At 32.9% G+C, this 14059-nt stretch carries 16 protein-coding genes; 9 read left to right on the forward strand and 7 right to left on the reverse strand.

Annotation, left to right across the window (positions count from 1 at the left end; all coding sequences use genetic code 11):
* Positions 1-3: 3 nt before the first annotated feature.
* The 8 genes from LPB88_RS16560 to LPB88_RS16595 are packed head-to-tail and all read left to right on the forward strand — an operon-like array spanning position 4 to position 4482.
* Positions 4-627 carry a hypothetical protein gene (locus LPB88_RS16560; RefSeq protein ID WP_230716754.1) on the forward strand — a complete coding sequence of 208 codons (624 nt, stop codon included), beginning with the start codon at positions 4-6 and terminating at the stop codon, positions 625-627.
* A 20-nt stretch (positions 628-647) separates the two neighbouring features.
* Positions 648-2006: a histidine kinase gene (locus LPB88_RS16565; RefSeq protein ID WP_230716755.1), complete on the forward strand. Its 1359-nt coding sequence runs from the start codon at positions 648-650 to the stop codon at positions 2004-2006.
* Positions 2007-2008: 2 nt separating this feature from the next.
* Positions 2009-2338, forward strand: a complete 330-nt coding sequence (locus LPB88_RS16570; protein WP_255673713.1) for a 2TM domain-containing protein — start codon at positions 2009-2011, stop codon at positions 2336-2338.
* A 2-nt stretch (positions 2339-2340) separates the two neighbouring features.
* Positions 2341-2631, forward strand: a complete 291-nt coding sequence (locus tag LPB88_RS16575; RefSeq protein WP_230716756.1) for a 2TM domain-containing protein — start codon at positions 2341-2343, stop codon at positions 2629-2631.
* A 21-nt stretch (positions 2632-2652) separates the two neighbouring features.
* Positions 2653-2982 (forward strand): 2TM domain-containing protein, encoded by a 330-nt coding sequence (locus tag LPB88_RS16580; protein ID WP_110836710.1) that lies wholly within the window; start codon positions 2653-2655, stop codon positions 2980-2982.
* 2 nt (positions 2983-2984) lie between these two features.
* On the forward strand, positions 2985-3290 hold the full coding sequence (locus LPB88_RS16585; RefSeq protein WP_230716757.1) for a 2TM domain-containing protein: 306 nt from the start codon (positions 2985-2987) through the stop codon (positions 3288-3290).
* A 19-nt stretch (positions 3291-3309) separates the two neighbouring features.
* On the forward strand, positions 3310-3678 hold the full coding sequence (locus tag LPB88_RS16590) for a 2TM domain-containing protein (RefSeq protein WP_230716758.1): 369 nt from the start codon (positions 3310-3312) through the stop codon (positions 3676-3678).
* Positions 3679-3714: 36 nt separating this feature from the next.
* A complete protein-coding gene (locus LPB88_RS16595; protein ID WP_230716759.1) occupies positions 3715-4482 on the forward strand; it encodes a LytTR family DNA-binding domain-containing protein in 768 nt (255 codons plus the stop codon).
* On the opposite strand, the gene LPB88_RS16600 is transcribed toward LPB88_RS16595, so the two are convergent.
* The gene (locus LPB88_RS16600; protein WP_230716760.1) at positions 4463-5488 is read right to left on the reverse strand and encodes a heme A synthase; all 1026 of its coding nucleotides are present in this window, start codon (positions 5486-5488) and stop codon (positions 4463-4465) included. The genes LPB88_RS16595 and LPB88_RS16600 overlap by 20 nt on opposite strands.
* A 116-nt stretch (positions 5489-5604) precedes the next feature.
* Positions 5605-7035, reverse strand: a complete 1431-nt coding sequence (locus tag LPB88_RS16605; RefSeq protein ID WP_230716761.1) for an HD domain-containing protein — start codon at positions 7033-7035, stop codon at positions 5605-5607.
* A gap of 328 nt (positions 7036-7363) precedes the next feature.
* Here LPB88_RS16605 and yaaA point away from each other — a divergent pair, with 328 nt between their 5' ends.
* Positions 7364-8122: a peroxide stress protein YaaA gene (gene yaaA, locus LPB88_RS16610; RefSeq protein ID WP_230716762.1), complete on the forward strand. Its 759-nt coding sequence runs from the start codon at positions 7364-7366 to the stop codon at positions 8120-8122.
* A gap of 180 nt (positions 8123-8302) precedes the next feature.
* Here yaaA and LPB88_RS16615 read toward each other — a convergent pair whose 3' ends face one another.
* From LPB88_RS16615 to trpA, 5 genes are all read right to left on the reverse strand, one after another.
* Positions 8303-9892 carry an MDR family MFS transporter gene (locus LPB88_RS16615; RefSeq protein ID WP_230716763.1) on the reverse strand — a complete coding sequence of 530 codons (1590 nt, stop codon included), beginning with the start codon at positions 9890-9892 and terminating at the stop codon, positions 8303-8305.
* A 4-nt stretch (positions 9893-9896) separates the two neighbouring features.
* Positions 9897-10976: an HlyD family secretion protein gene (locus LPB88_RS16620; protein WP_230716764.1), complete on the reverse strand. Its 1080-nt coding sequence runs from the start codon at positions 10974-10976 to the stop codon at positions 9897-9899.
* Positions 10977-10988: 12 nt separating this feature from the next.
* Positions 10989-12308: a TolC family protein gene (locus LPB88_RS16625; RefSeq protein ID WP_089350700.1), complete on the reverse strand. Its 1320-nt coding sequence runs from the start codon at positions 12306-12308 to the stop codon at positions 10989-10991.
* Positions 12298-12927 (reverse strand): TetR/AcrR family transcriptional regulator, encoded by a 630-nt coding sequence (locus tag LPB88_RS16630; RefSeq protein WP_089350699.1) that lies wholly within the window; start codon positions 12925-12927, stop codon positions 12298-12300. Before LPB88_RS16630 ends, LPB88_RS16625 begins: the two co-directional genes overlap by 11 nt.
* 327 nt (positions 12928-13254) lie before the next feature.
* Positions 13255-14016, reverse strand: coding sequence for a tryptophan synthase subunit alpha (gene trpA, locus LPB88_RS16635; RefSeq protein ID WP_230716765.1), 762 nt, complete (start codon positions 14014-14016; stop codon positions 13255-13257).
* Between the last annotated feature and the right edge of the window lie 43 nt (positions 14017-14059).

A 14059-nucleotide genomic window follows, 5' to 3' on the forward strand; every position in this document is an offset into this window, starting at 1 on the left:
AAAATGAAAAAAATCATCACTTTGCTTGCATTATTTGTAGTAGTAATAAGCTCTGCACAAACACAATTTGAACAAGGAATGGGAAAAGCTTTTGGGCTTTGGAAAGAAGGAAAAAACACAGAAGCTTCTGCAATGTTTGAGAGAATCGCTTCTGCAGAGAAAACAAGTTATTTACCTAATTATTATGTAGCACTAGTAAATACAACAGCAGCTTTTAAGACACAAGATAAAACGCAAATTGATTTGTTGTTGACAAAAGCACAAGATGCATTAGATGTTGAATTTATTAAAGATCAAAACAATGCCGAGTTGTATGCAATGCAGGCTTTAATTTATACGGCTTGGGTAGTTGCAGACCCAATGACAAACAGTATGAAATATTCGGCAAAAGTGATGGATGCTTACGCAAAAGGAAAAGCGATAGATCCAAACAATCCAAGAATCGTTTTTGGTGAAGCAGATTATCAATTAGGAGGTGCAAAATGGACAGGAGTTGACACAAAACCGCTTTGTGCACAAGTTGATAAAGCTATTGAACTTTTTGCTACTTTTAAACCAGAAACGCCTTTTTCTCCAAAATGGGGATTAGAAAGAGCTTTAGAATCTCAAAAAAATTGTAAAAAATAATTATTTAAGCCATCTCATAAATGAAAGATCATAGAAATTCATACGCTGATTTAAAAAGCGGAACAATTGTCTCGTTTAAGATTTCTATGATCTTTACAGTAATATTCTGTGTTTTTTTAGGAAGTGATTTAAATGTTCAAAACGTTCTTATTACATTTTTTATTAGCTGTCTTTACTCTTTCGGGGTAGGTTTTGGAAACGGATATATTAATGTCCTGCTAGACAAAAAATGGGATTGGTTAGAGCAGACAAACCTGAGAGTTTATTACGGAATTATGGTTACTGTTTTGTACACAGTTCCCATTGTTTTAGGAATTAATTATTATGTTTTTGTTGTTTTGCAAAATATGCCTTTAGAAAAGTTCTTTAGCGAAAGAATGATTTGGGTGCATCTGTTTTATATCATTTTGTCTTTAGGAGTTTCAACTTTTATGCAAGCCAGAAGTTTTATGGTAAAGTGGAAACAAGCATCAAAATTTGAAATAACACAACAAAAGATTATCGCAGGAACGGCAAATGCTAAATTCGAAAGTTTAAAAAATCAAATCGACCCACATTTTCTTTTTAATAGCTTGAATGTTTTAAGTTCTTTAATCGAAGAGAATCCTGATAATGCACAACGATTTACAACTTCTTTATCTAAAATTTATCGCTACGTTTTAGAGCAAAAAGATAAAGAATTGGTTTCTGTTGAAGATGAATTGTCATTTGCAAAAACGTATATGAATTTGCTGAAAATGCGTTTTGAGAACAGTTTGTTTTATGAATTACCAACAACCGATATAAACCCTTATGCAAAAGTAGTTCCGCTGTCATTACAGCTTTTGCTTGAAAATACAGTAAAACACAACGTTGTAAGCGAGCAAAAACCATTACATATTCGAATTTTTGTTGATGGAGATTATTTGGCAATTCAGAATGACTTTCAGAAAAAAGAAGTTTTACAAGACAGGCAAGGAGTTGGATTACAAAATATTGTGAACCGATACGGAATTGTAACCAACAGAAAAGTGCTGGTCGAACAGAATGAACAAACTTTTACTGTTAAGATTCCAATCTTAACGAAACAAATTGCGGTTATGGAAAAGAATGTAGAATATACAGATGAAAATAAAGCTTATTTCAGAGCTAAAAAAAGAGTAGAAGAATTAAAAGGATTTTACGCAAACGTAATTTCATATTGTTGTGTGATTCCGTGTTTAATCTTTGTGAACTTGACCTTTTCTCCCGGATTTCAATGGTTTTGGTTTTCGGCTTTAGGCTGGGGATTTGGAGTTGTAATGCATGCTTTTAAAGTTTTTGGTTATAGCTCAGATTGGGAGGAACGAAAAATAAGAGAGATTCTGGAAAGAGAAAATAACAAACAAAGTTGGAAATAATCATGGAAACTAATTGTCATATTGACCGGGAAAAACTTGAGTTTCAACAAATCTTGAACAAAAAGATCGTTAAACTCAGATTATTTTGTCTCCATGCGCTTGTATATGGTATGGGAGTAATTGTTTTTATTTTGAAAGAATATTTTGGAGTTTGTTTTGATTTTTTTCCAGTCACGTATCTAAACTATGTTGTGATAATAATTTGGACCAGTGTGTTTTTATTTTCTGCTATTGATTTAATTGTTTCGTATACAATTTTTGGAAAAAAATGGGAGGAGCGTAAGTTAAAAAGCATCTTAGAAAAAAAACAAGAAAAACAAAAATGGGTCTAATCATGGAAACGAATTATTCTGAAGCAGAACTTCATTATCAGGCTCAAAAAAAAGTAAAAGAAATTAGAAAATTTTATGAGCATTTGACTGTATATGTTCTTTGTAATCCAATTGTGATTATAGAAAATTTGATGACTTCACCAGGTTATTTATATTTTTGGTGGTGCCTGTTGGGTTGGGGAGTTGCAATTGTTTTGCATGGATTGAAAGCCTTTGATTGTTTTCCGTTTTTTAATAAGGAATGGGAAGAACAGAAAATAAAAGAGATCATTGACAGAGAAGAAAAAAAGTAAAAAACAAATTTGGAAATAATTATGGAAAGAGATTTTGATAATGACCCGGAAAAATTTGAACTGCGGCAACTAGCAAGCAGAAAAGTAGTTAAACTCAGATCATTTTATATTCATGCGTTTTTCTATAGTATTGGTTTGATTCTTTTTACTTTAAAAAACTATTTCGGACTTCCTTTGAATGTGTTTCCGGTTCGATATTTAAATAATTTAGTAATGATAGTCTGGACCACTGCATTTCTGGTATCTGCAGTAGAAATGTTCGCTTCTTTTAAAATTTTTGGAGAAGAATGGGAACAACGTAAGCTGAAAAGCATCTTAGAGAAAGAGGATAAAAAACAAAAAAGAGAGTAATCATGGAAATTAAATTTACTGAAGAGGATAAATATTATATAGCCAAAAAGAAGGTAGAGAATATTAAAGGTTTTTACGGAAATCTTACTTCTTACATCTTTGTGAATATTATATTGATTGTTATTAATTTGTGGACATCGCCAGAATATTTATGGTTTTTTTGGCCACTATTATGGTGGGGAGTTGGAGTTGTTTTTCATGGATTAAAGGTTTTTGAAATATTTCCGGTTTTAGGAAAAGACTGGGAAGAAAGAAAGATCAAAGAATTGATGGAAAAAGAAAAAGATAGTAAAAATAAATGGCAATAATTTTTTAATTCAAAATAAAATGGGACGATTTAGAAGACGCATGTTTGAAGAATATGCACATGAATTTAGCACAGACGAAAACTATAATATTGCCTACAGAAAAGTGAAAAGAATAAAAGGATTTTATTCGCATTTGAAAGTTTATATTATTGTGAATGCCATAATCATTATTTCAAGTTTGAATAGACCATATATAGGGGATCATTTTGAAGTGAGAGGTTTTAATAATTGGGAAATCTATTCAACAGCATTTTATTGGGGTATTGCTTTAGCCATTCATGCTTTTAGTGTTTTTGGCCGTGATCTCTTTTTTAGTGATAATTGGGAGCAAAAGAAAATCCAAAAATATATGGAGAAAGAAGCTCAGAATAAGAATAAATGGGAGTAACTTTATAATAAAATTTCAATTTTTGCATCGTATTAAATGACCACACTAATAATAGAAGACGAAAAACCAGCAGCAAGATTATTGCAGCGAAAACTAGAAAAATTAGATATTGCTGTAGAAACCATGCTGCATTCTGTAGAAGAATCAATTCATTGGTTTACCAATAATGAACATCCTGATTTAATTTTTCTGGATATTCAGTTATCAGATGGATTATCGTTTGAAATTTTTGAGAAAATAAACATTCAAAGCGCCATTATTTTTACGACTGCTTATGATGAATATGCTTTAAAAGCGTTCAAATTAAATAGCATCGATTATCTTTTAAAACCTATTGATGAAGATGATCTGGAAGTTGCTGTTACTAAATTTAAAAGCCGAATTCCTAAAGCAGATGCAGGAAATCAAAATCTTCAGCTTGATTTTGAGCAAATACGCCAAATGTTGTCTAATCCTTTCGAAAAAAATTATAAAAAGCGATTCACCGTTAAAATCGGGCAACATTTAAAAGTTATTACAACTGAAGAAATAGAATGTTTTTTTAGTGAAAACAAGGGAACTTATATCCATACTTTCGACAATCGAAATTATTTAATCGATTCGACTCTGGAAGTTCTTGAGCAGGAATTAGACATGAAGGATTTCTTTCGCGTAAGCAGGAAATTTATTGTACCTCTTCAGGCCATAAAAGAAATTCAGGTGTATACCAATTCCCGCCTAAAAGTTATTTTACCAACTTATAAGGAAGATGAGGTAATTGTAAGCCGCGAAAAAGTTCAGGATTTTAAGAGTTGGCTGGGCTAGGTTTCTTCGCTTCTAAAATCATGTAAAACTGAATTCCGAATAAGATCGAAGCCAGAACTAAATGTATTGCCTGACTTCCAATTGGGAAATCAAGATATGCCATAGCCATTCCGGTTAAAATCTCAATTCCGATAATAAAAACTACCCAGTTTATCTTTGAAAAGCCTAAGCCAAATTTGGTGTTTTTAACGTATAAGTAGAGATTCACCAATAAAACTAAAACAGAGAATGAACGGTGAACATAAAAAGTAATCGAAGGATTTTGTAACCAAAGAATACTTGCAGTTAATCCGTTTTTTACCTGTTCGTCAACAAACTGACGCACTTGAGTTCCAATCGCTACTTGAATTAATGTTAGCAAAAGTGAAAATAAAAGTACATTTCTAAAAGTTGAATTATAAGTTACGGCAGCTAATTTTGGTCTTGCCAATTGAATGATATACAAGATCACAGCAACAATTACCAAAGCCATAACCATGTGAACCGTAATTTTTATTGGGTTCAATACGGAGTAAACTACTTTTGCTCCTAACCAAGCCTGAAAGCCCATCATAAAAACCACCAACCACGAAAGTAAAGTAATCTTTTTGCTTTGTTTCCAAAATCTAAAAGAAGCTATAGCCATTACAAAACAAGCCATTCCTGCTAAAGCACCACATAGCCTGTTGATGTATTCAATCCAGGTATGCAATGGGTTGAAAATTGCATAATCATGTTTGGTGTATTTCTCCCAATGTGAAGCATCAAAAGCAGTTTGAGTCGTAAAATTGTCTTTGGCTACCAAAAGAGTTTCATCTTTAATGATTACTTGTCCTTTTTCAAAAGCACGGTTTGGTTCCCATGTCAATTCTTTTATATCTGTTGGCGGAATATAATATCCAAAACATTTTGGCCAATCCGGACAACCCATTCCTGAACCTGTCATACGCACTAATGCGCCGGCAACAATTACTAAATAAACTAAAACTAAAGCTGTTTTTGCGATTGTAGGGAAATGTTTTTTCATTCTTTTTTTAAAGTTGCAAAGTTTCAAAGTTGCAGAGGTTCAAAGGGACGGAACACTTGATTTGAAACATTAATATTTTAAATTTAATAAACCTTTGTTGCTTTGTGCCTTTGTTACTATGCACCTCTTTTTAAACCCATTTTTTCCGCTCTTTTAATCACAAAATCATAAGCAGCCTGATATTCATTTGGAATATCACCTTCTAAAATGGCTTCTTTTACAGCTTCTTTTAAAACTCCAATTTCGCGAGAAGGTTTCAAGTCGAACATTTCCATAATTTCTTCACCAGAAATTGGCGGTTGAAAATTACGAACATGATCTCGTTCTTCAACTTCAACAATTTTCTTGCGAACGATTTCAAAGTTTTTATGATATTTTTTGAACTTCGATGGATTTTTGGTTGTAATATCCGCTTCGCATAAAGTCATTAAATCTTCAACATCTTCTCCGGCATCAAAAACCAAACGTCGAACGGCACTGTCAGTTACAATATCCTGCGCCAAAACAATTGGACGTGAACTCATAACCACCATTTTTTGTACAAATTTCATTTTGTGATTCAACGGCATGTGCAAACGTTCGAATATTTTCTTAGCCATTTTTCCACCTAAAAACTCGTGGCCGTGAAACGTCCATCCTTGTTTTTTACTGAAACGTTTCGTTGGAGCTTTCCCAATATCATGTAACAAAGCCGACCAGCGTAACCAAACATCATCTGTATTTGGACAAATATTATCGACAACTTCTAAAGTGTGATAAAAGTTGTTTTTATGTGTATGACCTTCAATTTCTTCTACCTGATTCAAGGCAGTTAATTCAGGAAGAATGATCTCTAAAAGACCGGTTTGATACAAAAGTAAAAACCCGATTGAAGGTTTATCTGTCGAAAGAATTTTGTTTAATTCATCTACAATTCTTTCTCCGGAAATGATTTTGATTCTCTCCGCATTTTTGGTAATTGCATCAAGTGAGTTTTTCTCGATGTCAAAACCTAACTGATTTGCAAAACGAATAGCACGAAGCATTCGCAAAGGATCATCAGAATAAGTAATGCTTGGATCTAAGGGAGTTTTTATGGTTTTATTTTCAAGATCAGCCAATCCGCCAAAAGGATCAGAAAGATCTCCAAATGTTTTTTCGTTTAATGATAAAGCCAAAGCATTAATAGTGAAATCACGACGGTTTTGGTCATCTTCAAGCGTTCCGTTTTCTACAATTGGATTTCTGCTTTCAAAATTATAAGATTCTTTACGGGCACCAACAAATTCAATATCAGTATCTTCAAAACGCAACATTGCTGTTCCGTATGTTTTAAAAACCTGCACTTTAGGTTTTTTAGGAAGTAATTCAGAAACTTTAAGCGCCAATTCGATACCACTGCCAACTGCAACAACATCGATGTCTTTTTTAGAACCTCGGTTTAAAAGTAAATCGCGAACAAAACCGCCAATTACATAACTGTCAACGTTTAGTTCCCGAGATGCCTGCGAAATAATTTCGAAGATTTTATTTTGTAAAGCTGCTTTATAGTTTGTTTGTATAGCCACGAATTCAGTAATTTTAAATATTACATTTCTTTTCTGGAAGAAAATGAAACGTCTGCAAATTTACAACATAGATCACGCCCATTATAATCTATTGTTGACTTTTTTAAACAAATTCACAGTTTGAAGTAGAGAATTTTATGAAATAAAAAAGAGTTGCCACGAATTTCACGAATTTGCGCTAATTTTTTTAAAATTTTACTACGAATGATTTGTGTTAATTTGTGTAATTCGTGGCAAAAAACATTTATGATACTATAAAACAAATCAATCCTGATCGCTTATTTTTAGAATTTCAATTTGTATTTTTGAACAATACAAAAACGCACAAATGAAAATTGTTATATCACCCGCGAAGTCATTAAATTTCGAAAAAGAATTACCAACTACTCAATATACAGAACCGGCTTTTTTAAAAGAAGCACGTCTGGTTCATAAAGTTTTAAAACCTAAAAAACCTGCTGAATTATCTGAATTAATGTCAATTTCAGATAAATTATCTGATCTAAACTGGAAAAGAAATCAGGAATGGAAAACTCCTTTTTCTCCAGAAAATGCACGTCCGGCAATCTATACTTTTGATGGAGATGTTTACACAGGTTTAGACGCTTACACAATTCCTGTAGAAAAATTAGAAGTTCTTCAGAACAAACTAAGAATTTTATCTGGACTTTATGGAGTTTTAAAACCTCTGGATTTAATGCAGGCATATCGTTTAGAAATGGGAACAAAATTACCTGTTGGGGAATATAAAAATCTACACGAATTCTGGAAACCTACTGTTACTAAAACTTTAAATAAAGAATTGGCAAAAGGGGAGTTGTTTGTGAATTTGGCCAGTAACGAATATTTTTCCGCTGTAGATGTAAAAGCTTTAAAAGTTCCTGTGATAACTCCGGATTTTAAAGATTACAAAGATGGAAAATTAAAGATGATCAGCTTCTTTGCTAAAAAAGCAAGAGGAATGATGGTCCGTTATATTATTGATACAAATGCCGAAACTATTGATGATTTAAAAGGTTTCAATTATGAAGGATATCAGTTTGACGCGAATCTTTCTAAAGGAAATCATTTGGTGTTTACAAGGTAATTGAGGTTCAAAGGCTCAAAGCGACAAAGGTTCAGAGGTTTTAAAAGAGAGTCGTAGACTCGGGTTATATTGTAGGGAGAGATTTCGACCCCTTCATTTTTAGAATACGATTACATGTAAAAATAAAAAAGCCGGGCTAAATAAATAGCTCGGCTTTTTCGTATTATAAATCAATTATTATTAATGCATTGCATCAGCAGGATTAATCTTGTTCTTTCCTTTTTTGATTAAAAGAATAATTGGTATACAACATAGGAACATAATTCCTAAGTACATAAAAATGTCCATATAGGCCAGTACTGTACTTTGTTTCATTACTGAATATTCCAAACCTTGATAAGCTTTTTTCAATGCAACATCGGCGCTATATCCTTTAGACATAAAAGCCCTTTGCATTCCGGCAATACGTTGTTGAACATCATATTTTGCAGGATCTAAATTGGTCAATAAGTCTACTCTGTGTTCCTGACTTAAACGAGTGATAAAAGTGGTAATAATCGCAATACCAAATGAACCACCTAATTGTCTCATCATTCCTGTAAAAGCAGCTCCTTCACCAATATGTTTTCCTTTTAAAGTAGAAAGCGAAAGTGTTGTAATAGGCACAAATAGTAACCCTAAACCAATTCCTCTTAAAATTAAAGGCCAATACATGTGTTCTACACCGGTATCAGGTGTCATACGAGTTTGCATCATGAAAGTAAAGAAGAAGAAAACTAAAAATCCAACTCCTACCATATATCCTTGAGGCACACCTTTTTGAATCATATTACCCACAAAAGGCATCATTATCGCCGTGGTGATCGAACCCGGAATCAATAATAATCCGGCATCTGTTGCTGTCCAACCTAAAATAGATTGTGTATAGATTGGGATAATTAATGTTGATCCGTACAATCCAAAACCAAGAATAAAACACATTACGGTTCCAATTCTTAGATTTCCATCTTTTAGAACACTTAAATTTACAATTGGATGTTTATAAGTAAGCTCTCTCCATACAAATAAAACCAATCCAAGAATGGTAACAACACTTAAGGTTACAATTAGTGAATCATTAAACCAATCGTCTTGTTGTCCGTGTTCCAGAACAAATTGTAGCGAACCAATAAATGAAGCCAATAATATAATTCCCCACCAGTCAACCTGATCTGCTTTTAATTTCTCACCATATTTCGGACTTCTTACGAAAGTAAGTGCCAAGATAGTTGCAATAATTCCTAACGGAATATTGATATAAAATATATAAGGCCAAGAGTAATTGTCTACTAAATATCCTCCCAAAGGCGGACCTAAAGTTGGACCAACAATTACACCCATTCCGTAGATCGCTTGCGCCATACCACGTTTTGCCACTGGATAACTTTCGGTAATAATAGTTTGTGCAGTTACAAGCAGTGCTCCACCACCCATACCTTGTACAAATCTAAAAGCTACCAGTTCCCATATATTAGTTGCATTACCGCATAAAAAGGAGCAGACCGTAAATATTATGATAGAAGCCACAAAATAATTACGTCTTCCAAATTGCTGCGAAAGCCAACTCGTCATTGGAATTACAATAACATTCGCAATCGCGTATGCTGTAATTACCCAAGCCACATCAGTTAAAGTAGCACCAAGGCTACCTCGCATGTCTGTTAGAGCTACGTTTACAATCGTGGTATCTACAATTTCCAGCAAGGCACAAAGTACCGCCGTTATCGTGATTATGACACGTCTGTAACCGTATTCTACTAAATCGTCGTCTGCTTGTACTGCTGTTGCCATTATTTTATTTTAAATGTACGTCTACATCAACATTCATCCCTGGTCTTAGTAATTTTACTTTTTCTGGATCGTTAGATTCATCCAAACTAATTTTTACCGGTAATCTTTGGATTGTTTTTACGAAGTTACCAGTTGCATTATCAGGAGGTAATAATGAAAAACGAGAACCAGTTGCAGGAGAAAATGATGTTACGATTCCTTTGAATTCGTAGTTTGGATATGCATCAACTTTTAAACTTACTTTTTGTCCCACAATCATTTTGTTTAATTGTGTTTCTTTAAAGTTTGCAACAACCCAAGCTTCATTGTTATTGATGATATAAAATAAAGATTGTCCTGGTTGAACCAATTGTCCCGGCTGAATATCTACTTTAGAAACCTGACCGTCAATTGCAGCAGTTACAACAGTATAGCTAAGATTTAAATGCGCAACATCCAACATTGTTTTTGCTTTTTTGATGTTTGCAGCAGCAACTTCAGTTTGTTTGTCAGAAGCTTTAGATTTAGATTCAATTACTGATTTTTGGTAAGAACTAGCTCTTTGTTGTTGCTCTAAAACACGTACTTGATTTTCGGCTTCATCTTTTGCTGATAAAGCTTGCTCATATTGTTGTTTTGTAATGGTATGAGTTTTATATAAATTGTTGTAACGGTTATAATCGTTTGTAATTTGTCTCAATCTAATTTTAGCACTTTCGATAGAACCAGTTGCAGATTTCATTTGAGCATCAGAAACTGAGATACTTGCATTTGCACTTCCAATATCCGCTTTTGCAGCTTCGTATTGACCTTCAGCACCTAATAAAGCAGCATTAGCTTCGTCAATCTTTAATTGATAATCTCTTTTATCGATAGTAAATAAAGTGTCACCTTTTTTTACAAAGTCATTATCTTTTACATACACCTTACTAATATATCCAGATACTCTAGGAATAATTGGATTCATTTTTTTCTCGATTTGAGCATCATCCGTTTCTTCGTGAGCTAAAGAGTGCATGTACTTTGTTATTCCGTAAGTTCCGCCCACTAAAACCAAAACGGTTAGTATAATGATGAATTTAGTATTTGTTTTTTTCTTTTCCATGAGAGCTATCGATTATATTTTAGAAAGATTGAATGATTGTGATAATTGTCCTGATACGGATAGTAATTCGTAATATTTTTGAATAATAGTTGCCTTAGATACAGCTGTATTAATTTTGGCACTTAATTGCTCAACATCGGCTTCAACCAAATCATTGGTATCGGCTAAACCATTGTCGAACTTATCTTTTACAAGTCTGTAATTTTCAGATGCCTGTTGAAGCGCTTCGTCATAAACCACACTTTGGTTAATAGCCAAGTCATAATCTTCAATAGATTTTTGAACTTCAACTTTAATACGATCTGTCATTACAGCTTCCGTATTTTGAACTTCCAAAGCTCTGCTTTCTGCTTCTCTTACGTGAGCACTATTTTTGTAAATTCCAGATATATCATAAGTTAACCCCAGACCAAAGTTCATTGCATATTTTACAGTTATAATGTCTTTAAGATCTAAAGCAGTATAACCACCAAGTAATGCTAAAGTTGGATAGTATGCTGCTTTTGCAACTTTAATATTTGCTGCAGAAGCTTTTTGTTGAAGACGAATAGCCTCTAAATCTTTTCTGTTTTCAAGTGCTAACAGATCAGATGTTGGTGCATTACTCGTTTTTAAATTAAAGAAATCATCTTCATTAACCTGAAGTTTTGTACTTGGATCCAGCTTGAGTAAAGTAGTTAGATAAAAGTTGATATTATTAAGGTTGTTAGTAGCTTCGTCAATAGATAATTGTGTTTTCGAAACTAATAATTGTGACTTTAATAAATCATTTCTTGGAATGATTCCGTTTTTCTCTAATTCTGTAAAATCAGTAACACGCTGTTTGGCGCTTTTTTGATTTTCATTTAAAACATCCAAAGTTTTTTGAGCTTTGTAAAGAGCTGTATAATACGTAATAACTCTTAAAGCGACATCTTCTTTTGTTTTGGCAGCATAAGCAGTTTCAGCTTCATATAAGTTATCATATGCGTCGATGCTATTTTGAATTTTAAATCCTGCAAAAAGAGGTAAGCTTAAATTTGCCATTCCAAACATTGCTCTATCAGGAGATGCTAAAGATTTACTTTCACCCTGATTAGGCATATCAATCGATGCTTTTGTAAGGCGCTGATATTGGCCAGAAACTTTAATATCCGGATATTGATTATTTTTTACCGTTTGCAGTTCGTATTTCTTTGTGTTTACCTTAGTATTGGCAAGCGTAACGTCGTTACTCTTTTCCCAAGCCATTTTAACGGCTTCATCTAAGGTTAAACTTGTTTTTTCTTGTGCTTCTATTGATGAAATTCCGATAAAGAAAATCCCAAAGAGCATTAATTGATTAATTTTCATAAACAAGTAGAGCTTTTATAGTTTGTTGAATGTGCTTTGTAAGACTGGTTTTAATGTACTCATTGTACATGGCTTCTGTTTTTAAATTTAGTAATTCTTCATAAAAAGATTTATTCATATGAAAGTGAAAAAAAGTTCCAATAATAGTGGGAGTAATAAGCGGAATGATTACATCTTTTCTAAAGACACCTTTTTCCTGACCTTGAGTAATAATACTCTCAACAGATTTTAGATTTCCTTTTTTTAGTTCTGTAAAGGCAATAAAGCTCTTTTCTCTTTTTTTTGAATTAAGTTCGAAATGTAAAACTCTGAAAATGCCTTTATTACAACTAATTCGATTGATGTAAATTTCGATTAATTTATTGACTTTATCAAGAGGTTCAAGATCTTCGTTTAATAAATTTTCGAGTTTCAGTTTTAAATCAGAAGTTTTATAAAGAATTAAAGCTTCAAGAAGACGCTCTTTAGAACCAAAATAGTACGAAATCATGGCAATGTTAATTTTTGCCTCTTTTGAGATATCCCGTATTGATGTACCTTCAAATCCTTTATCCGAAAAGAGCCTTTCGGCAACCTCCAGAATTTGAATTTTTTTATCGTTTAATTCGATGTATGACATGGTATTGTTTCTAATCGGATACAAAATTAAACAAGTGTTTAAATTAAACAGTTGTTTAATTTTATTTTAACACAATATTAACAGAAAACCATGTAGCTGTTTTTTGTTAAATTTTGATAATAATTTAATAAAAAAAAGCTGAATTAACATCGTGGAATATTAATTCAGCTTAGTGCCTCTTTCAATGTTTTTGTCATTTCGACGAAGGAGAAATCACACTCGTAATTCGACAAAGATTAATGAGTTTCTATGCGGAGTTTCTAGTGTGATTTCTCCTTCGTCGAAATGATAGACTGGGTGATATATTCTTTAAATAGAAATAAAAACTTATCGAATCTCTCCAACAAACTCCTTAATTTTCCCAGAACCACTCTCACTTAAATGTTTAATAAAAGCACTTCCAATAATAGCTCCTTTTGCAAATTTAGTTGCCTGATTAAAAGTTTCTTTGTTCGAAATTCCGAAACCTACGATTTGTGGATTCTTTAAATTCATACTTCCAATTCTTTCGAAATAACTTTCCTGCGTATTTCCAAAACCAGCCTGAGAACCTGTAACACTTGCAGAACTAACCATATAAATAAATCCGTTTGAAACGCTATCAATAAAACGAATACGTTCATCTGAAGTTTGTGGCGTAATTAAAAATACGTTGATTAAGCCATGTTTTTCAAAAATAGCTTTGTATTCATCCGCATAAACATCAACTGGAAGATCTGGAATAATTAATCCGTCGATACCAATTTCGGCACATTTAGCACAAAATTTTTCAACTCCATATTGCAACATCGGATTAAAATATCCCATAATAATCAACGGAATTTTTACGCTTTCGCGGATGTTCTTCAACTGATCAAAAAGAATCTGAGTTGTCATTCCGTTATGAAGAGCTTGTGTAGAACTTGCCTGAATCGTTGGTCCATCGGCTAAAGGATCACTAAAAGGCAAACCAATTTCGATTAAATCAACACCGTTTTTTTCTAAATCCTGAATAATTTGAACTGTATCGTTCAGGTTTGGATATCCAGCCGAAAAATAAATAGAAAGTATCTTTTTATCTTCTTGTAATTTTTGAGTTATTCTGTTCATTGTAATATCTTTTTATTTACTCCTGCAAGGTTTTCAAAACCTT

It is taken from the genome of Flavobacterium sp. JAS (genome assembly GCF_020991455.1).
Taxonomy (GTDB): domain Bacteria; phylum Bacteroidota; class Bacteroidia; order Flavobacteriales; family Flavobacteriaceae; genus Flavobacterium.

Coding starts and splice junctions, on each gene's coding strand:
- LPB88_RS16615 (WP_230716763.1), bottom strand. CDS start 9,892: ATGGCAACAGCAGTACAAGCAGACGACGATTTAGTAGAATACGGTTAC.
- LPB88_RS16600 (WP_230716760.1), bottom strand. CDS start 5,488: ATGAAAAAACATTTCCCTACAATCGCAAAAACAGCTTTAGTTTTAGTT.
- LPB88_RS16570 (WP_255673713.1), top strand. CDS start 2,009: ATGGAAACTAATTGTCATATTGACCGGGAAAAACTTGAGTTTCAACAA.
- LPB88_RS16595 (WP_230716759.1), top strand. CDS start 3,715: ATGACCACACTAATAATAGAAGACGAAAAACCAGCAGCAAGATTATTG.
- LPB88_RS16630 (WP_089350699.1), bottom strand. CDS start 12,927: ATGTCATACATCGAATTAAACGATAAAAAAATTCAAATTCTGGAGGTT.
- LPB88_RS16585 (WP_230716757.1), top strand. CDS start 2,985: ATGGAAATTAAATTTACTGAAGAGGATAAATATTATATAGCCAAAAAG.
- LPB88_RS16575 (WP_230716756.1), top strand. CDS start 2,341: ATGGAAACGAATTATTCTGAAGCAGAACTTCATTATCAGGCTCAAAAA.
- LPB88_RS16625 (WP_089350700.1), bottom strand. CDS start 12,308: ATGAAAATTAATCAATTAATGCTCTTTGGGATTTTCTTTATCGGAATT.
- LPB88_RS16620 (WP_230716764.1), bottom strand. CDS start 10,976: ATGGAAAAGAAAAAAACAAATACTAAATTCATCATTATACTAACCGTT.
- LPB88_RS16565 (WP_230716755.1), top strand. CDS start 648: ATGAAAGATCATAGAAATTCATACGCTGATTTAAAAAGCGGAACAATT.
- LPB88_RS16560 (WP_230716754.1), top strand. CDS start 4: ATGAAAAAAATCATCACTTTGCTTGCATTATTTGTAGTAGTAATAAGC.
- yaaA (WP_230716762.1), top strand. CDS start 7,364: ATGAAAATTGTTATATCACCCGCGAAGTCATTAAATTTCGAAAAAGAA.
- LPB88_RS16580 (WP_110836710.1), top strand. CDS start 2,653: ATGGAAAGAGATTTTGATAATGACCCGGAAAAATTTGAACTGCGGCAA.
- trpA (WP_230716765.1), bottom strand. CDS start 14,016: ATGAACAGAATAACTCAAAAATTACAAGAAGATAAAAAGATACTTTCT.
- LPB88_RS16590 (WP_230716758.1), top strand. CDS start 3,310: ATGGGACGATTTAGAAGACGCATGTTTGAAGAATATGCACATGAATTT.